This window comes from Stutzerimonas stutzeri (assembly GCF_024448985.1).
Classification (GTDB): domain Bacteria; phylum Pseudomonadota; class Gammaproteobacteria; order Pseudomonadales; family Pseudomonadaceae; genus Stutzerimonas; species Stutzerimonas stutzeri_AP.
This window is the reverse complement of the sequence record NZ_JAMOII010000001.1, coordinates 86,741-107,440: the sequence shown is the minus strand read 5'-3', so window position 1 is coordinate 107,440 and position 20,700 is coordinate 86,741. Positions and strand designations below refer to the sequence as shown.

The 20,700-nt window shown below is 61.9% G+C and carries 22 protein-coding genes; 8 read left to right on the top strand and 14 right to left on the bottom strand.

What is annotated here, in order from left to right; all coding sequences use genetic code 11:
- Positions 1 to 13: 13 nt before the first annotated feature.
- The 8 genes from NA647_RS00530 (at position 14) to NA647_RS00495 (ending at position 7,382) form a co-directional block, all read left to right on the top strand.
- The gene (locus NA647_RS00530; RefSeq protein WP_256055934.1) at positions 14 to 1,336 is read left to right on the top strand and encodes an ABC transporter substrate-binding protein; all 1,323 of its coding nucleotides are present in this window, start codon (positions 14 to 16) and stop codon (positions 1,334 to 1,336) included.
- A gap of 72 nt (positions 1,337 to 1,408) precedes the next feature.
- Positions 1,409 to 2,308 carry a branched-chain amino acid ABC transporter permease gene (locus tag NA647_RS00525; protein WP_256055933.1) on the top strand — a complete coding sequence of 300 codons (900 nt, stop codon included), beginning with the start codon at positions 1,409 to 1,411 and terminating at the stop codon, positions 2,306 to 2,308.
- Positions 2,308 to 3,252, top strand: coding sequence for a branched-chain amino acid ABC transporter permease (locus NA647_RS00520; protein ID WP_256055932.1), 945 nt, complete (start codon positions 2,308 to 2,310; stop codon positions 3,250 to 3,252). Before NA647_RS00525 ends, NA647_RS00520 begins: the two co-directional genes overlap by 1 nt.
- Positions 3,249 to 4,019, top strand: coding sequence for an ABC transporter ATP-binding protein (locus NA647_RS00515; protein WP_256055931.1), 771 nt, complete (start codon positions 3,249 to 3,251; stop codon positions 4,017 to 4,019). The genes NA647_RS00520 and NA647_RS00515 overlap by 4 nt, the downstream gene beginning before the upstream one ends.
- On the top strand, positions 4,016 to 4,663 hold the full coding sequence (locus tag NA647_RS00510) for an ABC transporter ATP-binding protein (RefSeq protein WP_256055930.1): 648 nt from the start codon (positions 4,016 to 4,018) through the stop codon (positions 4,661 to 4,663). The genes NA647_RS00515 and NA647_RS00510 overlap by 4 nt, the downstream gene beginning before the upstream one ends.
- A gap of 9 nt (positions 4,664 to 4,672) precedes the next feature.
- Entirely contained in the window at positions 4,673 to 5,842 is a 1,170-nt protein-coding gene (locus tag NA647_RS00505) for an iron-containing alcohol dehydrogenase (protein ID WP_256055929.1), read from the top strand.
- Positions 5,843 to 6,542: 700 nt separating this feature from the next.
- Positions 6,543 to 6,872, top strand: a complete 330-nt coding sequence (locus NA647_RS00500) for a hypothetical protein (RefSeq protein ID WP_256055928.1) — start codon at positions 6,543 to 6,545, stop codon at positions 6,870 to 6,872.
- Between the two features lie 249 nt (positions 6,873 to 7,121).
- Complete coding sequence (locus tag NA647_RS00495; RefSeq protein WP_256055927.1) at positions 7,122 to 7,382, top strand: hypothetical protein; 261 nt, start codon at positions 7,122 to 7,124, stop codon at positions 7,380 to 7,382.
- An 81-nt stretch (positions 7,383 to 7,463) separates the two neighbouring features.
- Here NA647_RS00495 and NA647_RS00490 read toward each other — a convergent pair whose 3' ends face one another.
- The 14 genes from NA647_RS00490 to NA647_RS00425 all read right to left on the bottom strand — a co-directional run bounded on the left by NA647_RS00490 (position 7,464) and on the right by NA647_RS00425 (position 20,502).
- The gene (locus tag NA647_RS00490; protein WP_256055926.1) at positions 7,464 to 8,063 is read right to left on the bottom strand and encodes an exopolysaccharide biosynthesis protein; all 600 of its coding nucleotides are present in this window, start codon (positions 8,061 to 8,063) and stop codon (positions 7,464 to 7,466) included.
- The gene (locus NA647_RS00485; protein WP_256055925.1) at positions 8,047 to 8,259 is read right to left on the bottom strand and encodes a hypothetical protein; all 213 of its coding nucleotides are present in this window, start codon (positions 8,257 to 8,259) and stop codon (positions 8,047 to 8,049) included. The genes NA647_RS00490 and NA647_RS00485 overlap by 17 nt, the downstream gene beginning before the upstream one ends.
- A gap of 460 nt (positions 8,260 to 8,719) precedes the next feature.
- Positions 8,720 to 8,980: a hypothetical protein gene (locus NA647_RS00480; protein ID WP_256055924.1), complete on the bottom strand. Its 261-nt coding sequence runs from the start codon at positions 8,978 to 8,980 to the stop codon at positions 8,720 to 8,722.
- A complete protein-coding gene (locus NA647_RS00475; RefSeq protein ID WP_256055923.1) occupies positions 8,977 to 9,624 on the bottom strand; it encodes a cytochrome c oxidase subunit 3 in 648 nt (215 codons plus the stop codon). The genes NA647_RS00480 and NA647_RS00475 overlap by 4 nt, the downstream gene beginning before the upstream one ends.
- Positions 9,611 to 11,236, bottom strand: a complete 1,626-nt coding sequence (locus NA647_RS00470) for a cytochrome c oxidase subunit I (RefSeq protein ID WP_256055922.1) — start codon at positions 11,234 to 11,236, stop codon at positions 9,611 to 9,613. The genes NA647_RS00475 and NA647_RS00470 overlap by 14 nt, the downstream gene beginning before the upstream one ends.
- Positions 11,233 to 12,237, bottom strand: coding sequence for a cytochrome c oxidase subunit II (gene coxB / locus NA647_RS00465; protein ID WP_256055921.1), 1,005 nt, complete (start codon positions 12,235 to 12,237; stop codon positions 11,233 to 11,235). Before coxB ends, NA647_RS00470 begins: the two co-directional genes overlap by 4 nt.
- Complete coding sequence (locus NA647_RS00460) at positions 12,227 to 13,039, bottom strand: SCO family protein (RefSeq protein WP_256055920.1); 813 nt, start codon at positions 13,037 to 13,039, stop codon at positions 12,227 to 12,229. The genes coxB and NA647_RS00460 overlap by 11 nt, the downstream gene beginning before the upstream one ends.
- The gene (locus tag NA647_RS00455) at positions 13,036 to 13,470 is read right to left on the bottom strand and encodes a hypothetical protein (protein ID WP_256055919.1); all 435 of its coding nucleotides are present in this window, start codon (positions 13,468 to 13,470) and stop codon (positions 13,036 to 13,038) included. Before NA647_RS00455 ends, NA647_RS00460 begins: the two co-directional genes overlap by 4 nt.
- Complete coding sequence (locus NA647_RS00450) at positions 13,467 to 14,459, bottom strand: hypothetical protein (protein ID WP_256055918.1); 993 nt, start codon at positions 14,457 to 14,459, stop codon at positions 13,467 to 13,469. Before NA647_RS00450 ends, NA647_RS00455 begins: the two co-directional genes overlap by 4 nt.
- Positions 14,456 to 14,977 carry a c-type cytochrome gene (locus tag NA647_RS00445; protein WP_256055917.1) on the bottom strand — a complete coding sequence of 174 codons (522 nt, stop codon included), beginning with the start codon at positions 14,975 to 14,977 and terminating at the stop codon, positions 14,456 to 14,458. Before NA647_RS00445 ends, NA647_RS00450 begins: the two co-directional genes overlap by 4 nt.
- Positions 14,977 to 15,504 (bottom strand): DUF3341 domain-containing protein, encoded by a 528-nt coding sequence (locus NA647_RS00440; RefSeq protein WP_256055916.1) that lies wholly within the window; start codon positions 15,502 to 15,504, stop codon positions 14,977 to 14,979. The genes NA647_RS00445 and NA647_RS00440 overlap by 1 nt, the downstream gene beginning before the upstream one ends.
- Positions 15,497 to 16,885 carry an NrfD/PsrC family molybdoenzyme membrane anchor subunit gene (gene nrfD / locus NA647_RS00435; protein WP_256055915.1) on the bottom strand — a complete coding sequence of 463 codons (1,389 nt, stop codon included), beginning with the start codon at positions 16,883 to 16,885 and terminating at the stop codon, positions 15,497 to 15,499. The genes NA647_RS00440 and nrfD overlap by 8 nt, the downstream gene beginning before the upstream one ends.
- On the bottom strand, positions 16,882 to 19,842 hold the full coding sequence (locus NA647_RS00430; protein WP_256055914.1) for a TAT-variant-translocated molybdopterin oxidoreductase: 2,961 nt from the start codon (positions 19,840 to 19,842) through the stop codon (positions 16,882 to 16,884). The genes nrfD and NA647_RS00430 overlap by 4 nt, the downstream gene beginning before the upstream one ends.
- A 3-nt stretch (positions 19,843 to 19,845) precedes the next feature.
- A complete protein-coding gene (locus NA647_RS00425; protein ID WP_256055913.1) occupies positions 19,846 to 20,502 on the bottom strand; it encodes a cytochrome c3 family protein in 657 nt (218 codons plus the stop codon).
- Between the last annotated feature and the right edge of the window lie 198 nt (positions 20,503 to 20,700).

Genomic DNA, 20,700 nt, shown 5'->3' with positions numbered 1-20,700 from the left:
AACGGAGAACCGCATGAACAAGTACAAGAAAACCGCGTTCACGAACCGTTTGGCTTTGGCCATTGCAGGCGCCAGCCTCGCCCTGGTAGCCAGCGGGCCAGCAAGCGCCGCAGACAATGGAAAGTTTCGCGTTGGCATCGTGACGTTCTTATCGGGGCCGGCGGCCGGGCCGTTCGGCGAACCCTCGGCCAATGCGGCGAAGCTGCTAGTTGAGGCTCTGAATAAGGGCACGATGCCGGCCCCCTATAACACGGTAGGGATCAACGGCGCCGAAATCGAGGCGGTAATCATCGACGAGGCCGGCGGCGCAACCAAGCAGGTGGAAGAGTTCCGCAACCTGGTGCAGCGGCAGAAGGTTGACGCAGTGGTCGGATACGTGTCTTCGGGCGACTGCTTGGCGATCGCCCCTCTGGCCGAGGAGCTCGGCGCGCTGACGGTCTTTTACGATTGCGGTACATCGCGCCTGTTCAGCAACGATAAGGCCCCGCAGTTCGTCTTCCGCACCGGCCTTGATGCCGCGGTGGATAATGTCGGCGCAGCTCGCTACCTCGCCAAAACCCGCCCGGATGTAACGAGGGTCGCGGGCATACAACAAAATTACTCCTGGGGTCAGGACAGCTGGGGGGACTTCGCTGCCTCAATGGAGCAACTGATGCCCAAGACCAAAATGGTCGAGTCGCAGATGCCGAAGATGTTCCAGGGTCAATACGGTGCTGAAATTTCGGCCTTATCGGTCAAGCGGCCGGAGATCGTGCATACCAGTTTCTGGGGTGGCGATATGGAAGCGTTCGTGCTGCAGGCCAATGCGCGCGGCCTGCTCGAAGACGCTACCGCGCTGCTGACTTGTGGCGAAGCGGCTATCGATCGATACGAAGGGCAGGCGCCCAACGGCATGATCATTGGCGGACGGGGGCCGTTCGGAGCTTTCGCCCCGGAAAACACGCTAAACAGTTGGTTCAAGGATGCCTACAACAAGGCGTACGGCACCAACCCCACCTACCCGGCAACTAAGATGGCCCAAGCCATTCTCGGCTTGAAGCACGCCGCGGAGAAGGCAGCCAAGGCCGAGGGTGAGATACCAGCTCCAGCGGCTATCGCCTCTAGCTTCAAGGGTGCCACGTTCGAGTCGGTCTCCGGCACGGTAAACATGGCGCGCGCGGGTGGTCACCAGGCCATGCAGGGCATCGCCTACGGTGAGTACCACTACGACGAAGCCAGTGGCAAAGGCTCGGTTAAGAACGTCGTGTCCTTCAGCGGCGAATGCGTTACCCCGCCGGATGGCACCGAAGCGCAGGACTGGATCAAGGCCGGCTTCCCGGGCGCTCAGTGCCAGTGACCCCACCACGCCGGTGAACCATGGGCCGCGGGTGCTAGCGCCCGGGCCCTTTCCCAAGCTTGGAATCCCGACATGATTAGTTTCTATGCGGTGCTGATCGACGGCACCATTTACGCCTCGTGGCTGTTCCTTGTCGCCGCAGGGCTGACGGTGATCTACGGGGTCATGCGCATCCTCAACATGGCCCACGGCAGCTTCTACGCGATCGGTGCCTACTGCGCCGCATCGCTGGTCGGCTGGTATTTCAACAATGGCGACGGCCCGGTCTGGGTCAGCTACCTGCTGCTGCTCGGCTGCGCCCTGGTCGCCGGGATGGTGGTGGGGCTGATCGTCGAGCGCGGCCTGCTGCGGCTGATGTACGGCCGCGATGAAGTGCTGATGGTGATCATCACCTATGCCCTGCTGCTGATCCTCGAAGACGCGATGAAACTCGTCTGGGGAGTCAACCCCTATTTCGCCTACCAGCCCTACGCCGAGATGGGTCGTAGCGCGTTGGGCGGCCTGAAGGTCTCCAATTACGACCTGGCGCTGGTCGGCGTCTCGCTCGTACTCGGCGGGGGCCTCTGGGCCTGGCTCGAGCGCACCAACATGGGCACGCTGCTGCGCGCCGTGATTCATGACCGGGAAATCGCCGAAGCTATGGGCGTGAACGTGCGGCGCATGTTCACTATCACTTTCGTCATTGGCACTACCCTTGGCGCGCTGGCCGGGGCGCTGACCGCGCCGGCGATCTCGGTGGTGCCAGGCATCGGCATCGAAGTGATCGTGCTGGCCTTCGCCGTGGTAGTGATCGGCGGCCTGGGTAGCATCGAGGGCGCCGCGGTGGGCGCACTGCTGGTCGGCCTGAGCCGTGCGGCGGCGGTGCACTACGCGCCCGAGTTCGAGTTGTTCGTCATCTATGGCGTGATGTCGCTGGTGCTGGCGGTCCGTCCACAAGGCCTGTTCGGCCGCACGCTCGCGAGGAAAATCTGATGCGATTGGACAAGACTGAGTGGGTTCTCCTTGCGGTGGCCGTCGCGCTGATGCTCGGCGGGTTTATCGCCCCGCAATGGTTGGTGTTCCTACTGACCATCGCGTTGGCAAAGGGGCTGGTGGTGCAGGGCGTGGTGATGCAGATGCGCGCCGGCCTGGTCACATTCGGCCAGGGGCTGTTCTATTGCATCGGCGGTTATGCCGTGGGGATGGGAGGGCAGTTCCTGCAGATCACCGAATTGCCGGTGCTGCTGTTACTCGGCGTCGGTTGCTCGGTGCTGGTAGCGATGGTGCTCGGCCTGCTGCTGACCCGCTACCGCGACATCTTCTTCGCCATGCTGACGCTGGCTTTCTCGATGATCCTGTTCGGCGTGCTGGTCAAGAGCCACGGCCTGGGCAGCACAGACGGCTTCAATGTCACCAGCTGGTCGCTGTTCGGCTGGGTTCCGGAGGGCAGCCAGTCGGCCCAGGGCGTGTTCCTGCTGACTTGTGTCTGTGCGTTGGTGCTGGCCATCCTCCTACACCGCTACATGCGCAGCGGCGCCGGGGCGGTCTGCGAGGCCATTCGCGAGAATGAGGTCCGCGTGGAGTACCTGGGGCTGTCGCCACGCTGGATCCTTTACATGAACTACGTCGCCGCGGCAGCGGTGTCCGCCCTCGGTGGAGGGTTAACGGCGCTGGCCGCCGGCCATGTCGACCCCGAGATGGCCTATTGGACCACTTCGGGCGAGTTCATATTCATCGCCCTACTGGGCGGTACCGCGCATGTCGCCGCGCCATTCATCGCCGCGGTGCTATTCGCCGTGGTGCGTACCTATGCCATCGAGCTGGTACCGCATTTCTGGCAGATGATTCTCGGCTTCACCCTGCTGGCCATCATCGTGTTCCTGCCGAAGGGACTGTGGAGCCTGTTCGCCCGTCGCAACGGAGGTAGCGCAGCATGACCTGCATCTTGGAAACCCGCTCGCTGTGCAAGGAGTTCGGTGCGGTGACCGCGGCCAAGGATCTCTCGGTCCGTATCGACAAGGGCGAGGTGGTCGGCGTGATCGGCTCCAACGGCGCCGGCAAAACCACCTTCATCAACATGGTCACCGGCTATCTGCCGCCCTCACGCGGGGAGATCCTGTTCAACGGCAAATCTATTCTCGGCCACACGCCACGCGCCATCACCCGGGCAGGCATGGCCCGCTCGTTCCAAGTGGCGCAGCTGTTCCCGGCTCTGTCGGTGCTGGACAACCTGCTGATCGCCCTGACCGCCGCCGAGAGCCCGCGTCCGTCGGTGCTGCGGCCGGTGCGCAGTACCGTGCGGATTGCCCGTGCCGAGGCGATTCTCAATGAGTTTTCCATAAGCGACTGGCGCGACACGCAAGTGACAGCCGTTCCGCAGGGTGTGCGCAAGCTGATCGACATCGCCATGGCGCTGATCGGCGAGCCGCAGATGCTGCTCCTCGACGAACCCACAAGTGGCGTCAGCTCCGAAGAGAAGACCTCGCTGATGGATACGGTGATGGCGGTGGTTAAACACTATGGCGTGACGGTGCTGTTCGTCGAGCACGACATGGATGTGGTGCGTCGCTACGTGACGCGCATCCTCGCTTTCTACAGCGGCGAGATCATCGCCGACGGCACGCCAGATGCCGTCCTCGACAACGACAAGGTCCGTGAACTAGTGACTGGCCAGGATCATGCAAAGCGGGGGGCTAGCGTATGAGCCTGAGCATTACAGGACTAAATGTCTCGATCGAGTCCGTGCCGATCCTGCGCGACGTGTCGCTATCGGTGGAGACCGGCCAGATGGTTGGCCTGATCGGCCACAACGGCGCAGGCAAGACCACGCTGATCCGGAGCATCATGGGCCTGATCGAGGCCGACGCCGGCTCCATCCGTTTCGGCGACAGCGAGTTGCTGCCCCGACCGGCACATACCCGTGCCGCCAGCGGCATCAGCTACATGCCGGAGGACCGCCGGCTGATTCCGTCGCTGACTGTCGAAGAGAACATCCTGATGCCGGTCTGGGCCAACCGCCTGCCTGGCAGTCGCGAGCGCCTGGAGTGGGTTTACAGCCTGTTGCCCGAGATCGCTCAGTACCGTGACCGCCGCGCCATGCAGCTGTCCGGCGGACAGCAGAAGCTGGTGGCCCTGGCGCGTGCGCTGATGCCCGGGCAGAAGCTCCTGCTGCTGGACGAGCCCTTCGAGGGGGTCGCGCCGGTGCTTTCACGGCGACTCGGCGAGGTGATCGCGCAGCTCGGCGAACAGGGCCTATGCGTGCTCATCTCCGAATCGGACCAGACCCACACTGCAGACCTCGTCGATGCCGCTTACCGCATCGAACGTGGCGCCATCACTCCCCACTGAGGTACCTCCATGTCTCCGTCAGATACCGCTAGCTACCAATTTCGCAGCGTTCCACGCATCATCTGCGAGGCCGGTGCGTTGGCCCGCGCCGGCGAGCTCATGGCCGAGCTCGACGCTCGCCGGGTGCTCATCGTGTGCGACCCGGGTATCGTGCGCCTGGGCTTCGCCGACCAGGCTCGCAAGGCCCTGGAAGGAGCCGGCTGCACCGTCGAGCTATTCAGCGACGTGAGTGCCGACCCGCCCGCCGAGGTCATCCGGCAAGCCGCCACAAAAGCACGCGCGTTTAAGGCCGATGGTGTGCTGGGCCTCGGAGGTGGCAGCTCGCTGGACACCGCCAAACTGGTCGCACTGATGATCAACAGCGAACAACCGCTGGAGGCGATGTACGGCACCGACCAGGCGACCGGCCAGCGGGTGCCACTGATCCTGCTACCCACCACCGCCGGTACCGGCTCTGAAGTGACCTGGGTTTCGGTGGTGACTGACGATGCGGGCCAGAAGAAGGCCGTCTACGCGCCGCAACTGCTGCCTGACATCGCGCTGCTCGATCCGCGCCTGACCCTCGGCCTGCCGCCGGTGGTCACCGCCGCCACCGGGCTCGACGCCATGGTGCATGCCATCGAGGCCTATACCAGTCGCACCCGCAAAAACCCGCTCTCAGACGGGCTCGCCACCACAGCGATTCGCCTGCTGGGACAGAACCTGGAGCGGGTCATCGCCGATGGCAACGACCTTGCCGCCCGTTCGGCAATGCTGCAGGGCTCTTTGATGGCAGGCATCGCCTTCGTCAACGCCTCGGTCGCGGCTATCCATGGGCTGGCCTACCCGTTGGGCGCGCGCTTTCACATTCCCCACGGGCATTCCAACGCGCTGGTGATGGCACCTGTGATTCGCTTCAACCTGCCCGCTGCGCAGCCGCTCTACGCCGAACTGGCCGGCCACCTGCTCGGCGGCCGGTTCGATGACGAACACGCGGCCGCCTCTGCCTTTGTCAGCGAGATCGAGCGCCTGGTGGCCTGCTCCGGGCTGGAGACGCGGCTGTCGCAGCTGGACATCCCCGAATCGGCGATTGCGTCCATGGCCGACGAAGTGGTGACTAGCATTCGCCGCCTGATCGACAGCAACCCTGCAGATATGTCCCGGGCGGACGTCGAGGCGATCTATCGCAGCATCCTCTAAGGCTGATCACAGCGAACCGCTATCCGATGAGCAAGTCCAGCGCTGCCGAGCGGCGTTGGCTACTGGATGGCCTTCATAGGGTATTAAGGGGACGCTTACAAACAAGGAGACGCCCGGCGTAAGCCAGTTCGAATAGCGTGGTACGCAACGTTGAACCATCATGCGCACTAGCTTGCATACGTGCATTTTCGCACCAGCGGCGGGTTAGCTCTCCCTGCGCTTAGCGTTAGTAGGTCAGTGGTATCCAAAGGGCGGTATCCAAGTTGGTATCCACTCAAACCAGCCCATGAAAAACGTTTCTGCGGGTACGACTAGCACCGATCTGGGCAACCGGGGCGCAGGTAGGGGATCACTTCATCCACAGCATGAACGGTGAGCTCTCACACCTGCGTTTTGACAAACATCCGAAGACGACGATTCCTCAGCACTCCTCGACACCGCGTTAATGACACAGACTCACCGAAACATCTCGAACGGTCGTCAACTAACGCCAATCAAGCCGGCCACAAGCCTGCTGAGGTTTACTATAAAGACAAGAAAGGCATCCAATTTCACTTCGCAACATTCGACGCCGGTTCAGATGCCTTGCCAGCAGTCATACCCGACTCGGACATACAGGCATTGAAGACCAGCAGGGCTAGCATGGCTTAGGAAAAACTGATGCGCGCCATAACCGTCGCATGGAATCATCGGAAACATCATGAACATTCTCACGCTAGTACCCGTTTTCCTGACCCTCGGCTTTGTCTCACTCGGCCTGCTGTTGAGTTACCGGCAGCGCAACAGACAGCGCCGCCGTGCCGCGATCAATCAAGAGCCACCAGCTAAAGACGAAACAGATGCTCCGGAAGATCTGGCGTACGTTAATAATTTCTACTGCTTCATGCTGCGTGACGGGAGTTGTCGCTCCGGCCTCATGATGGACCCACCGAAACAGACGCCTGACATACGAACTTCCGAATCAAGACTGGACGACGGATTGACTTCGCTTGGGAAACGGGCGCATCCAGCCAAGCATCTAAAGTCATAGATGCTTGATCTCGACAGCCGTCTGGAAAGCTGAAAACAGTCACAGCGGCCGTGAGAATGTATCCCTACATGTATCCCATGATATTTTAAAGTTAGCAAACCCGTTACAAATCAGGCATTTACGTGCCCATATCAGGTGACCCCGGCCCACCAATTCAATACTGAAACCCGTCTATAACGCGGGTTTCAGGCCAGATTTGATGGCATTGGATTATTCACAGTCCGTCTGTGAATCCAAAAGTATGCCATCATGTCCAAGCGCCAAAGCAAAACAGGTGTCCCACACCTCGTTTATCAAGCCAAAACTGGATTCCAGTATTACCTCACCTTTCCGAAGCATTTCGCGGCCAACCCCAAGCTGCCCGCGCAAATTCGCTTGGCGCTCAGTCACGACGAAGCTCTTGCACGCGATCTCGCTAAATATCTGAACGCCTCATTCGAGCGGTTTCTTGCGAAAGCAACGGAGCACTACGTCGAGCTGTTTTCAGACCGACTAATTTGTTCGGAATGAGGGGCCAGAGCTTACAGCTCCAATCGGTCCAACTCCTCCGCAGTAGTAACCACACCGCAACCATTCGAAGACCCGAAACGATCAGCCGATAAAGCCCGTTCCGAGAAGCACAAACGCACCAACCGCAACGCTCAGACCCAGCAAGATCAGAGCGCCGTCGCGCGTGGTAATACCTAAGCCAAACAGGCAGATCGCCGAGAAAGGCGCAGTACTGGCGAACGGCAGGAGCTCAAGCGGTGGAACCGACGCCGCCAATACTATGCAAGTGGCTGCAATAATCTTCAAAAAACCGCTTCCGGTCGCCCAGGGCAGTCGTTTGCGGCTGATCCTGTCCAGCCAACGAACGACTGGTCGAACTTTATTCAGGCCCTTTTCAAGCTTATCGCTCTTCACCGAGCGACGCGCGATAAAGCCCGGAATCCAAAATTCCCGGCGACCAATAAGTAGCTGAAGCGCGAAAAGCACGATGATTAGCGCCAGCACAGTAGGCAAGCCGGGAATGCCACCGACCGGGCTGATCTCAAGGATCGCTGGCACGAATAGAAAAAGCCCGAAGCTTCGCTGACCGATGGCCTTCTTGATTTCGTCAACCGCGACGGTGCGCTTTCCTTCGCCGAGGCTAATGATCCGGTCGATTACCTGCTCTAGACAGTCGTGCTCCTGCTCATCGTTTGTCGACATATGCTGCTCCGCTGGTTTCAGCCGATGATGAACCAAAGCGTGTCGCTGCTGCTTTTCTGTTGGGGTTCAATTGTTTGCCACGATTGCCCTGGGCCTGGTCATGCTGGCGGTTAGCGCCCAACGTGCCTTTATTTGGGTTTTGTTTGTTGGTGCTGTTGTCGCTGTTGTCGCTGGGATGAATAGGTTTATTAGCCATTCACTGACTCCTCTATGGCAGTCATTTTTCCGACCTCGCTAAAGACCGTAATGTCCCATTCAGCCGATACCGCACATCCGCTTGTCATGATTCAACTGCACCCACTGCTAAACAAACCTACCGGGTATCCCAGTTACGTGCGGCTTGCTGAAGCTGAACACGGCCTCATCGCCTACATGCGCAAATCCGTACTCCGAAACTAGCGCCACGCCTCAGTCCGTCATGAACCCGCTCGCAGGTAAGCCCTGCGCTGCGGGCGCGGCTACCCGGTGCGTTTTTCCGGCCCGACCTCGATGGTCATGGCGCGACGCAACACCGTCATAACGTGGCTGAGCGTCAAAGGAATTAGGCGATTGGCTATTGCGTTCGGTCTATCGACTCGCCAGAGAAGAACCGTGATCGGCCAATTGCTGTCGGTCTATCGGTCGCTAAGAACCTAAAGGGATGTCGGTATTTCGCTCTAGCCCCCGCGCGTCAGCAGATCGGCCAGCGAAAGCGTGAACATGAACACCAGCCAGAACCCCGCCCCCATGGCGAAGAAGCGCACCAGCGGCGAATGCGTACCCAGTTCGGCCAAGCCGAACAGCACCAGCATCGCTTGCCCACCGGCAAAGACCAGCGCCAGCAGCGCCCACTGCGGAAACTGAATAGCTACCGTCGCACTGATCGCTAACAGTGCCAGCAACCCGGCATAGATCAGCAACAGCTTGCGCGCCTTCATGCTGCCCTCCCGACCAGATACAGCGAGGGGTAAAGGAATATCCAGATCACATCCACCAGATGCCAGTACAGACCGACCATCTCCAGCGTGATCGCCCGCTCCGGCAGTTTCATATGGGCGAAGTGGATGCGCCCGACCATGCCGAGCACGATCACCACGGCAATCGTCACGTGCACCGCATGCAATGCGGTGGCGAAGAAATAGATGTTCATGAATAACCGCGCAGCAAGGTTTTTGAGCGGCGACTCGGGGCCTATGCCGGGCAGCAGGCCTTCGCGGTATTCCCAACCGTACTCAAAAAACTTCACTGCCAGAAAGGCCAGGCCAAAGAAGGCCGTAAGCAGCAGGAACTGCTGCACCCGCCGGTAATTGCCGAGGCGCGAAGCCTGCACCATCAGGCTCATGCACAGGCTGCCGGTCAGGAGCAGCGCGCTGTTGAAGCCCGCCAGGATCGAATGCAGGTGATGCACCGCCTCGCCAACCGCAGCGGGATGCTGCAGACGGTAGTAATAGATGACCAGAAACAGCACGCCAAACATCATGATTTCGGTGGCGAGAAACAACCACATGCCGAGAAAACTGGCCTCCCTTTGCTGGGCGGCGGTCTGGTAAGGCTCGGCCAGATATTCCTCACGATCGGCCATGGGTCGCCTCTGGCGGATAGTCATAAGCCTCGAAATCGACGATTGGCGTTTCCAAGAAGTTGTGCTTGGGCGGCGGCGATGAGGTCCGCCACTCCAGCCCGGCGGCTTCCCAGGGGTCATCCGAGGCCTTCGGCCCATAGCGCAACGACCAAAGCAGATAGCAGAACGGCATGATGTAGCCCACCGCCAGCACCCCTGCCCCAGCGGACGACAGCACATGGAGGAACTGAAAATCCTCCGGGTAACTGTGGTAACGCCTCGGCATGCCCAGATAGCCGAGCAGGAACTGCGGGAAAAACGTCAGGTTGAAGCCGCAGAAAATCATCACCGCAGCGATCTTGCCCCACAGCTGCGAGTACATCCGCCCGGTCATCTTTGGCCACCAGAAGTGCAACGCGCCGAAGAATCCGGCCACCGCCGCGCCGACCATGATGTAGTGGAAGTGCGCGACCACGAAGTAGGTGTCGTGCACGTGGACGTCCGCCGCCAGCAGCGCGAGGAACAATCCCGTAACCCCACCGATGACGAACAGCCCAATAAAGGTCAGCGCATACAAGAAATGCGCATCGATGGTCAGGTTGCTTTTATAGAGGGTGGCGGTCCAGTTGTAGACCTTGATCGCCGAAGGAATGGCAACCAGGAAACTGAGCAGCGAAAAGACCATGCTGGCGTACATCGACTGCCCGGCGACGAACATGTGATGCCCCCAGACCATGAAACCAATCACCGCAATCGCCAGACTGGAATAGGCAACGAACGAGTAACCGAAGATGCGTTTGTGTGCCGCGGCGGTGATCAGCTCGCTCATCACACCCATCGCCGGCAGGATCATGATGTACACCGCCGGGTGGCTGTAGAACCAGAACAGGTGTTGAAACAGCAACGGGTCGCCGCCCAGACGCGGATCGAAAACTCCAATGCCGAACAGATGTTCCCCCGCCACCAGTAACAGCGTGATGGCCAATACCGGCGTAGCCAGTACCAGAATCACTGAGGTGGCGTACAGCGACCAGCAGAACAGCGGCATGCGGAACCAGGTCATGCCTGGCGCGCGCAGCGTATGGATCGTGACGATGATGTTCAGCCCCGTCAGGATTGACGAGAAGCCGACAATGAACACTCCGAGAATCACCGCCACCACATGCCCGTTGCTGAACATCGTCGACAGCGGCGTATAGAAGGTCCAGCCGGTATCGACACCACCGGCCAGCAGCGAATACAGCGTAAAAATGCCGCCACCCACCAGCAGGTACCAGCTGAACAGGTTGAGTTTGGGAAAGGCCATGTCCTTGGCGCCGATCATGATCGGAATGAAGAAATTGCCGAACACAGCCGGAATCGACGGGATCAGGAAGAACCACACCATGACCACACCGTGCAGCGTAAAGGTGCGGTTGTAGCCATCGGGGCTCAACAGATCCCCGTCCGGGGTGACCAGTTCGATGCGCACCAGACTGGCGGCCAGGCTGCCGAGGAAAAAGAACGCCGTGACGCCGACCAGGTAAAGGATCGCGATGCGCTTGTGGTCCGTGGTCAACAGCCAGGTGCGCAGGCCATGCTCGTCGGCAAGGTAACTGGGCGCGCGGTCAGCGGCAGGGTTTTTCTGGCTCAAGGGGCGGTCTCCTCTGGCGTCGGACTGCGCGGGCTGTTGGCGTGCGGCTCACCCTGACCACCTTCGCCAACCTTTCCCAGCGACTGAATGTAGGCAGTCAGGCGCAGCACGCCTTCCTCATCGATCACATTGGCGAAGCTCGGCATGATCGACTCGTAACCGGCCACGATCTGCTTGTGCGGCAGCAGAATGCTGTCGCGGATGTAGGCCTGGTCAGCCACCACCGAGCCGCCGTCCTGCAGCGCAACCCGACGGCCATACAACCCCTCGAGACTTGGTGCCTTGGCTACGGCGGCCGGGCCGTGGCAGCCACTGCAACCGAACTGGCGAAACAGCACTTCGCCCTGCTCGGCAAGGGACTCACTGGCTCCGGCCTGTGACAGCCATCGCTCATATTCCTGCGGTGTTTGCACGACCAGCGTGGCGAGCATCTTCGAATGGTCGGTGCCGCAATACTCGGCACAGAACACCTCGTAGCGACCGGTTTCGGTGGCGTTGAACCACAGCTGCGTATAACGCCCGGGCAACAGGTCCTGCTTGATTCGAAGGGCCGGAAAATAAAGGCTGTGGATCACGTCCTGCGAGATCATGTTCAACCGCACCGGACGACCTACCGGTACATGCAAGGTATTGATCTCGCGTTGGCCGCCGGGGTGCTGGAATTTCCACATCCATTGCTTGGCGACGACCTGGATCTCCATCGCGTCGGCCGGCGGCGTGCGCACCTCGTAATACAGCTTCGCCGAGACCAGATAGATGATCATCGAGCCGATGAAGGGCAGCACGATCCACGTCATTTCGACTTTCATGCTTCCCCGCGGGCGATGATCGCGGGGCACCTTGGTGCCTTTGCGGTAGCGCACGGCGAACAGGATGGTGAGCACGAACACCGGAACCACGAAAATCGTCATCATTCCAGTGAACGACCAGATCAGCCAGTCGATGCTGCTGGCGTGCTCGGAGGCGGTTTGCGGCCACAGCCGGAGGAATTCACCGTTCATCACCGCCCTCCCGCTTGCGCCGTTCACGCCACAAAGAAAGACCGATGAAACCGAGCAGCGCAACCGCCGTGCCGGTGCCAGCGACTTGCAGCGCGCCGATGACCCAGTTGTCATAACCGCCAGTGCGCGGGTTGTAGTGATAGCAGAGCAACAGCAGCTGATCGCTGAAGTCACCTACCCGCCCCTCGCCAGCATCCGTCAGTGCCAGCCGCAGATCATTGGGCTGATAACCGAGCCCATATAGCCACTGCACCAGTTTGCCGGACGGGCTCAACGTGGCGATCGCCGAGGCGTGTGCGTACTCCTCAATCTCCCCATCCCAGCGGTAACGAAAGCCCAGAGCGTCGCTGACCGGACGACTCGCCGTTTCTGGCCCCGTGAGCAGGTGCACGGCCTGCGAGCCAGCCAGCGCTGGCCAACGTCGAACCAGCTTGTCGCGCTCGGTGCGGGCATCGGCCGGTGTCTCGTGCGGATTGAAGCTATAGGCAATCACCACGTAATCCTTGCCGAGTTCGAACGGGACCGCGCCGAGCAGATTGAGCAGGCTCGCCAGCTGCGACCCGCATACGTTCGGGCAGCGGAAATAGACGGGCACCAGCACGGCTGGCCGACCGTCGAGCAATTCGGCAAGCGTGACCGACTCGCCGTTGTCATCGGTGAAGCGCACATCCAGCGGCACCTGCGCACCAGGCCGCGAATCGATGCCGGCGGCGGTGAAGGGATCGAATGGCTCGGCGGCATTCGTTGGGGCTGCCAGCATCAACGACCACAGCGCGACCAGGATCAGCAACAGGCGGCTCATTGGGGCTCAGCCCTTTGCTTGGCTTGCTGCAGCCGTCCATTCTGCTGATCGCCTGGCTCAGCCGGAGCAGGCCAGCCACGCTCGAGTAACAGGTCCCGCGCCCGCCCTAGCGGAATGCGTGCAATGCCCGCCTCGCGATCGACCCACGCGTATTGACGCAGCTGCTCTTCGCCTTCGCGCATCACCTGTTGCGCGTTGAGAAAGGGGTTGTTTTCCAGTCGCGGCGCCGGTGGGATGACCTTTTCGCGCTCGAGCGGTGTCACCAATGCATCGGGTGTCGACTCGTAGTAGCTGATCAACAATCCAACGCCCGTGAGTGAGACCGCTAACGCAGCCAGCAGGCCGAAGCCGATCACCAGCAATACCTTGACGTTGGCGTCGTGGTGCTCGAAGCCGTCCTCCTTGGATTGCGGATCGACCGGGACGCTCATGCGGGCCTCCTCGGCAGAATCATCAGCGCCATCAGCGCAGTCCCGGCGGCCACAGCGGCCAGCATGGCCAATCCGCTCGCCAGCGGATGCAGGCCCGACAGGCTTGCCAGGCTGAGCCAGGCGCCCTCGGCCAGCCCCAGCAGCAGCGTGCCGCCTGCGAGTACCGCCAGCGGCCAGCGGCGTTGCGAAAAAGGCCACCAAGTCGCGATGAATACCAGGCTCTGCAGCGCCACCAGCCAGGTCAGCAGCGGCCAGTCGTGTGCCCGGGTCTCATACCAGCGCACTTCTTCAGGCATGTTTCCGTACCAGACAATCAGGTACTGCATGAAGTGCAGGTAGATCCAGGCCAAGCTCGCGGCCGAGAGCAGGCCGCGCAGTACGCCCGGGCGGGAGGCCCCGGCGAACAGGCTGAACAGAATGCAGGCGGCGATCCCGGACAGCATCAGCCGGCCCAGCCATAGCAGGCCGAAGATGCTCGAAGCGAAGTGCGGCTCCATAGACTGCGCCCAGTCGAAGGCTGCCAGCGACACACTCAGCACCACCGCGATCAGCCCCAATCCTGCCCCCGCCGGGTTGCGCAACGTGGTCGGCAGCAGCCAGCGCGCCAGCGCCCACCACAGCCCGACATAGAGCAGCCCACGAACCAGGAAACTCGGCCACCACAACCACAGCCCGCGAAATCCACTGCTGTGCTGGTGCATCCATTCGTAGATCAGCCCCGCCCCGAACAGACCCGGAAGAACCATCAGCAGCAGCGCCGGCATGGCCCGGCTGGCGACCAACGTCCAAGGCCAAAGCTGGTCGCGGACGCTGCCGCTGATCGGCGCCAGCGAAAGACCAAGGGCCAGCGCGCCGAGCGGAATACCCGCAAGCCCCAGCAGGCTCGCCACAGCAGCGGCCAGTGTGTCGCGCGGCGCCAGCAGCAGCCCCAACCCGAATCCGATCACACCGACCGCTAGCGCCGTCCAGGCCATGGACCGCATCTTCATGGCAGGGCCTCCAGCTCGCGGCGATCTGCATCGGGCAGTTTGTCCACCTCGGCCGTGCGAGCGAGCTGCAAGCTACGGATGTGGGCGACGATAGCCCAGCGGTCGGCAGGTTTGACCCGTGCGGCATAGCTGTACATCACCCCGTATCCTTCAGCGATCACCTCGAGAAAATACCGATCCGCGGCCTGCACCAACCGCGGCTCGGCAAAATCCGGCGGCCTGGGGAAACCGCGGTTGACTACCGTACCGAGGCCATCGCCGGCGACCCCGTGACAGGGCACGCAGTTGATCCGATAGCGTTCTTCGCCGCGGCTGAGCAGTTCGGCCGTCAGCGCCGGGCGCTCGGCGAGTTGCGCATCCCAGGCCAACTCGCCGCGCGCCACCGTGCCCCGCGGGGGCGCCTGGTTGACTTTGCCGTCCGGGAAAAACTGGCTGGACTCCTGCGCATCGGCGCGCGGTTGTTTGGCCATCTGATCACAGCCGGCGAGCAGCACGAGCAGTACCAGCACCCATCGCATCAGGCAGGCACCTCGCTCACCGACACCGCCCGCTCGGCCAGCCATAAGGCGGTCCCGGCCTCGTCAAACAGCGGGTCGTCGGCGCGGATGCAGAGCAGAAAACGGTCGTCGGTGGCGCGACGGAAGGCTTCGGTCTCGAACAGCGGGTGATGCAGCAGCGGCAAACGGCAGAACAGCAGCAACCCCAGCAGCGCACCGATGGCGCCACCGGTGACCGTCAGCAGGAAGGTGATCACGGCAAAGCCCTGCAAGGCGATCAACGGCCGGCCGCCAATATCCAGTGGGTAACTGAGGTTGGCGTAAATCTGCATGCCCAGCCCCAGCCCGCCGCCGATCAACGCACCGATGATGCCGGCCCAGTAGGCCCGGTTGCTGCGCTGGCCGAGCAGCGGTTCCAGTTCCGGCAGCATGAACGGGCTATAGGCCTCCAGTCGCGTGTAGCCGGCCTCGCGCGCGGCGTATGCCGCCTCGAGCAAACGGTCCGGGTGGGCGAAGTCGGCGAGCATCCCGTAGCAGCGCTCAGTCATCGGAGCCTCCGCGATAGCTATGCAGAGCCTCTTTGACTTCAAAAGTCGAGACCATTGGCAGCAGCCGCATGAACAGGCAGAACGGCACGAGGAACAGCCCGAAGGTGCCAATGAACAACGACCAGTCCCAGGAGCTCGGGCTATAGCTTTGCCACATGGCGGGAAGAAAATCGCGCGTGGCCGGCACAATGATCAGCATCCAGCGCTCGCACCACATGCCGATCAGCACACCGACGGCGATCGCAAACAGCGCCTTGCCGTTGCGCCGCACCTGTGGCCACCAGAGCGCTTGCAAGCAGACCAGATTGAAGAAGATCGCTGCCCACCAGCTCCAGGCCATGGGTCCGGTCATGCGCGCCATGGCCATGGCGATCTCGTGTTCTTTGCCCGAATAGAACGCAATGAAGGTGTCGGCGAAATAGCCGTAGGCAGTCATCCAGCCACTGGCGAGCAACAGGATGCCGAGCACATCCAGGTGCTTCACGGTGATCAGCAACTGCCAACCAAAAAAATGCCGCAGGCCGATGGCAATGACGATCACCAGGGCGAAGCCGGAAAAGATCGCGCCAGCGACGAAGTACGGCGGGAACACCGTGGAATGCCAGCCGGTTTCGGGCGCGAGGTCGAGCAGAAACGAATAGCCACTGGACACCGAAAACACCAGCGGCACGGCTAACAGCGCGATGAAACGATAGGCACGCCTCCAGTGGGCCCAGTGCGAAGATGCACCGCGCCAGCCAAGCGCCAGCAGGCCATAGAAAAGCTTATAGCGCCGTTTGCGCGCATGGTCGCGGGCTGAGGCGAAGTCCGGAATCGAGCCGATGTAGATGAATATCACCGAGACCGATAGATAGCCGAGCACGGCGAAGAAGTCCCAGGCGGTCGGGCTTTTGAACTGCGGCCACAACTCCATGGTGTTCGGGTAAGGCGCGCTCCAGTAGAACAGCCACGGCCGGCCCAGGTGCAGGATCGGATAGATCCCCGCGCACACCACCGCCATGATGGTCATCAGCTCGGCCAGACGATTCAGCGAGTTGCGCCACGGCCGGTTGAGCAGCAGCAACATCGCCGAGATGAAGGTGCCCGCGTGGCCAATGCCCAGCCACCACATGTAGTTGAGGATCGGGAATCCCCAGTTCACCGGGATGTTATTGCCGAACACCCCGACTCCACGCCATAACACCACCGCTGCCGAGGCAACGAACAGCCCTAGCAACAGGCAACTGAAAATGAACAGAGCCCACCAGGCGCGGCGATACGGGGCGAAGTCCACGGGGATGGTGAGCACCCGGTCCGAAACCTCGCCGAGCGGCATCTGCCTCGGCAAGAAATGCGGGGTATCGGCGCCCAGGTAGCATGGTTCGGCGTTAGCGCGGCTCATGGCTCGCCCTCGACGACCTTGGGCAGTTCGACCACGCCGAGATAGGTCGTCTTGGGCCGAGTCCCTACCTCCTCGAGCAGTGCATAGTGACGCTTGGTGTCGCGCCCTTCTCGAACGCGCGCGCTGGGATCGGAGAGATCGCCGAAGACAATCGCCTGGGTCGGACAACTCTGCTGACAAGCGGTCTGCACCTCGCCGTCGGCAACTGGGCGGTCCTCGATCCGGGCGGCGATGCGCGCCCCGCTGATGCGTTGAATGCAGTAGGTGCACTTCTCCATCACGCCGCGTGAGCGCACCGTGACGTTGGGATTGCGTTGATGCTGGATAGACGGTTCATCGTCGCCAGTCCAGTCGAACCAATTGAAGCGTCGCACCTTGTAGGGACAATACGACGAGCAGGTACGGGTACCGATGCAACGGTTGTAGATCTGCTCGTTGAGCCCGTCCGGGCCGTGCACCGTGGCGTTGACCGGGCAGCCGACCTCGCACGGTGCCTGTTCGCAATGCATGCAGGGCACCGGCTGGAACGTCGATGACTCAGGCTCGGCCGGATCGCCCTTGTAATAGTGATCGACCCGCAGCCAGTGCATGTTGCGACCCATCGCGACCTGTTCCTTACCAACCACTGGGATGTTGTTCTCAGCTTGGCAGGCGACGACACAGGCGTTGCAGCCGATGCATTGATCAAGGTCGATGGTCATTCCCCAGACCGGCTCGCTCGGTGGCGTGGGCGGATAGAGCGTTTTCGCCTGCTCGAAGCGGTACAGCGGCTCCGTCGGCACTTTCTGATAAGCCTCGTTGCGGGGCTCGCTCTTGATGATGTCCTTGCCCTGCGGGAGGTGGAACGGCTGGGTCGTGGCCAGCGGCATGAACTCGCCAGTCTTCTCCAGCGTGGCGCCGCGCCGCAGCCAGGGATCAGCGGCCGTGCGCAACGGCGCAAGGTCATAGCCGAGACGGTCGGCGACACGTCCGGCGCGGGTGCGCCCATACCCGGCGTACAGGCTGAGGGTGCGCTCGGCATGGCCCGGCATGATCCAGGCCGGTCCGATCACCACTCGCTGGTCGAGCGTGACCCGCACCAAGTCGCCATTGGACAGCCCATACTCTTCGGCCAGCTTCGGTGCGATGCCGATGACGTTGTCCCAGGTGAGCTTGGTGATCGGTTTGGGCAGCTCCTGCAACCAGCCGAGGTTGGCCAGCCGTCCGTCCCACACGCTGGGGTCTGGCAGGAAACGCAGGGTCAAACCCTCTACCGGCGCCGGCGGCGCCTCCCAGGTGATTGGCGCCGCCTCGACTGTCAGCGCAGGCAACGCCGTATCGGTGATGAAGCCCCGCTCCAGTGCCTGTCGCCAGGCGGTGTCGTCGAGTGTCTGCCAGGTCTTGCGCAGTTCAGCGCGGCCATCGGGGTTGAGGTCGCCCTGCATCAGCGCCAGCACCTCGGACAAGGTGCGGCTGCTGTAAAACGTGCGCACCAGCGGCTGACCGAGGCAGACGCTGCCATCGGCGGCGCGCGAGTCGTGCCAGCCATCGAGGTCATGGGTCAAAGGCAAATGCCAATGGCTGTAGGCAGCCGTCTCGTCGTAATAGAGGCCGGCATGAATGCGCAGCGGCACCTGATCGAGTAGCTGTACGAACGCGATATCAGCCGGCGCTGTGTCGAGCGGATTGCAATCGAGCATGAGCAGCGCGTCGACCTGATCGCTGCGAATCGCCTCGGCCAGCGCCGGCAGGTCGCCCAGACGTTGGCCGCCCGCCTCGAGCCAAACCACCGGCTCACTGTAGGTGAGCGTGTTGCCGACATTGCCCAGCCGCTGATTGAGCCGGTGTACAGCCGCCTGAACCGTCAACGGTGTGCACTCGCCGGCAGTGACCAGGCAGCGCCCAGCGCGAGCCTTGAGCGCGTTGGCAACGGCCTCGATCCAGCGTTGGCGCTCCTTCGGCAGCGGCTGGGCCGGCCCATCGCCCTCGCCCAGTGCGGCAGCCAAGGCCTGTACGTAGGCCTGCAGAGCTTCCGGTTCGATGCGTTTACGCTCGCTGGCTTTGGCGCCGGTGAGTGTGGGCACCGATTCAACCACCAGCAAGCGCGCTTCACCTTCGCCCCCGGCCGCCTTGCGCTTGCGTTCGCCCCAGCGCACCGCATGCGGAAGTTCTTGGGGCCCAGCGCCGAGCCAATCGTGCTCGAAGCTCAGCACCCACTCCGCCGCCTCGAAGTGATATCGGGTCTCGACCGGACGACCAAAGCTGCGCTCGGCGGCCCGGTAGTGATCACCATCGAACGGCTCGTGCCGATACAGCCTGGCCTCGGGCCAGCGCTGCAGCAACTCGCCGAGCTGACGCTGCAATGTTGGCGAGCTGTGTGCGCCAAGCAGCAGATGCAGGCCGCGACCACGCTGACGATCAAGGCGTTCGGCCAGGCGGCTAACTTCGAGCTGGAAACTGTCCCAGGTGGTGTCGACGCCCTTGAAACGCGGCGCCTGCGACCGATCCGGGTCGTATAGCTGGAGGATGGCCGCTTGAATGATGGCGGTGCTGGCACCGCGGCTGAGCGGGTGATCCGGATTACCCTCGAGCTTGGTCGGGCGGCCGACATGCGTGCGGCCAAGGACTGGCTGGGCATAGCCGGCAAAGGTCACTGCGGTGGCGTACCACTGCGCTTCGCCGGGAATAATCTTTTCCGGCTGGAGGACGTAGGGGACTCCCTGCTCCGGCTTGCCGCAGCCGGCCAGCCCCGCCATTGCCATTGAGGCGCCCATTACCTGCAGAAAGCGACGGCGGTCCATCTGCGGGGCGATCGATGGAAACTCCGCCTCGACGAATGCGGCGAACGCGGGCTCGTCCGCCAACTGCTCGAGACTGCGCCAATAACGCGGTCCGCGCTCGCCCTCCAGGCGCTCGCGAATCGCCTTCCAGTCGAGGGGCGTGCGGTCCTGTGGTTGGGCGTCGAATCGATCGGTCATGGCCTACCTATGGCATGTATAGCAATGGGTCAGGTTGCCATCGCCGATGTGGTGCTTGCGCATCAACGCCTTGCCAAGCTCGCGCCGGTCGCCCTTGTACGTCCAGCTCATATCGGTAACCGCATCGCGCGGTCGCAAGCGTGGCGCCGGGTCCTGATGGCAATCGAGGCACCAGCTCATGCTGAAGGTTTCGGCCTTGCGCATCAGCGGCATGCTGTCGACCTGCCCATGGCATTCGGCACATCCCACGCCGGCGTTGACATGCACGCCGTGGTGGAAGAACACGTAATCCGGCAACTCGGCCACCCGGTTCCAGCGTAAGGGTTCGCCCTGCGCCAGGCTCTGGCGAACCGGTGCAAGCATTTCTGCACCGGTCCATAGCTGCGAGTGGCAGCTCATGCAGGTATGCGTCGGCGGCAGCCCGGCCACGGCACTGGTTTCGACATTGTCGTGGCAGTAGCGACAGTCGATCTGCAACGCACCTGCGTGATGCTCGTGGCTGAATGGCACCGGCTGATGAACGGTCCAGCCCTTGTCCGTGGTGTAGTCCGAGCGCGACAAGATCACGAAAGCCACGAACAGAAGCGCCAGTCCGCCGAACAATCCGAACAGGGCCAGCCGTAACCACATATCGGCTGTTCGGCTAAACAGTTGGGCCATCTGATGAGTGACATCCTGATGTATCTATGTGTGTCTGGCCGCCCAGCGATGGATGAGTTCCCCAGCAGCGTCCTTACTTGCACAAAACGTAAGGGAACATTTTCCTGGGCCGATCAGTCACCTAAAGATAAAAGAACCCACTCTCCGCCACGTCAAAAAAAACACCGGGGCGGAAGACCGAGGAATCGACGCATCCGC

Coding starts and splice junctions, on each gene's coding strand:
- NA647_RS00530 (WP_256055934.1), top strand. CDS start 14: ATGAACAAGTACAAGAAAACCGCGTTCACGAACCGTTTGGCTTTGGCC.
- NA647_RS00525 (WP_256055933.1), top strand. CDS start 1,409: ATGATTAGTTTCTATGCGGTGCTGATCGACGGCACCATTTACGCCTCG.
- NA647_RS00520 (WP_256055932.1), top strand. CDS start 2,308: ATGCGATTGGACAAGACTGAGTGGGTTCTCCTTGCGGTGGCCGTCGCG.
- NA647_RS00515 (WP_256055931.1), top strand. CDS start 3,249: ATGACCTGCATCTTGGAAACCCGCTCGCTGTGCAAGGAGTTCGGTGCG.
- NA647_RS00510 (WP_256055930.1), top strand. CDS start 4,016: ATGAGCCTGAGCATTACAGGACTAAATGTCTCGATCGAGTCCGTGCCG.
- NA647_RS00505 (WP_256055929.1), top strand. CDS start 4,673: ATGTCTCCGTCAGATACCGCTAGCTACCAATTTCGCAGCGTTCCACGC.
- NA647_RS00500 (WP_256055928.1), top strand. CDS start 6,543: ATGAACATTCTCACGCTAGTACCCGTTTTCCTGACCCTCGGCTTTGTC.
- NA647_RS00495 (WP_256055927.1), top strand. CDS start 7,122: ATGTCCAAGCGCCAAAGCAAAACAGGTGTCCCACACCTCGTTTATCAA.
- NA647_RS00490 (WP_256055926.1), bottom strand. CDS start 8,063: ATGTCGACAAACGATGAGCAGGAGCACGACTGTCTAGAGCAGGTAATC.
- NA647_RS00485 (WP_256055925.1), bottom strand. CDS start 8,259: ATGGCTAATAAACCTATTCATCCCAGCGACAACAGCGACAACAGCACC.
- NA647_RS00480 (WP_256055924.1), bottom strand. CDS start 8,980: ATGAAGGCGCGCAAGCTGTTGCTGATCTATGCCGGGTTGCTGGCACTG.
- NA647_RS00475 (WP_256055923.1), bottom strand. CDS start 9,624: ATGGCCGATCGTGAGGAATATCTGGCCGAGCCTTACCAGACCGCCGCC.
- coxB (WP_256055921.1), bottom strand. CDS start 12,237: ATGAACGGTGAATTCCTCCGGCTGTGGCCGCAAACCGCCTCCGAGCAC.
- NA647_RS00460 (WP_256055920.1), bottom strand. CDS start 13,039: ATGAGCCGCCTGTTGCTGATCCTGGTCGCGCTGTGGTCGTTGATGCTG.
- NA647_RS00455 (WP_256055919.1), bottom strand. CDS start 13,470: ATGAGCGTCCCGGTCGATCCGCAATCCAAGGAGGACGGCTTCGAGCAC.
- NA647_RS00450 (WP_256055918.1), bottom strand. CDS start 14,459: ATGAAGATGCGGTCCATGGCCTGGACGGCGCTAGCGGTCGGTGTGATC.
- NA647_RS00445 (WP_256055917.1), bottom strand. CDS start 14,977: ATGCGATGGGTGCTGGTACTGCTCGTGCTGCTCGCCGGCTGTGATCAG.
- NA647_RS00440 (WP_256055916.1), bottom strand. CDS start 15,504: ATGACTGAGCGCTGCTACGGGATGCTCGCCGACTTCGCCCACCCGGAC.
- nrfD (WP_256055915.1), bottom strand. CDS start 16,885: ATGAGCCGCGCTAACGCCGAACCATGCTACCTGGGCGCCGATACCCCG.
- NA647_RS00430 (WP_256055914.1), bottom strand. CDS start 19,842: ATGACCGATCGATTCGACGCCCAACCACAGGACCGCACGCCCCTCGAC.
- NA647_RS00425 (WP_256055913.1), bottom strand. CDS start 20,502: ATGGCCCAACTGTTTAGCCGAACAGCCGATATGTGGTTACGGCTGGCC.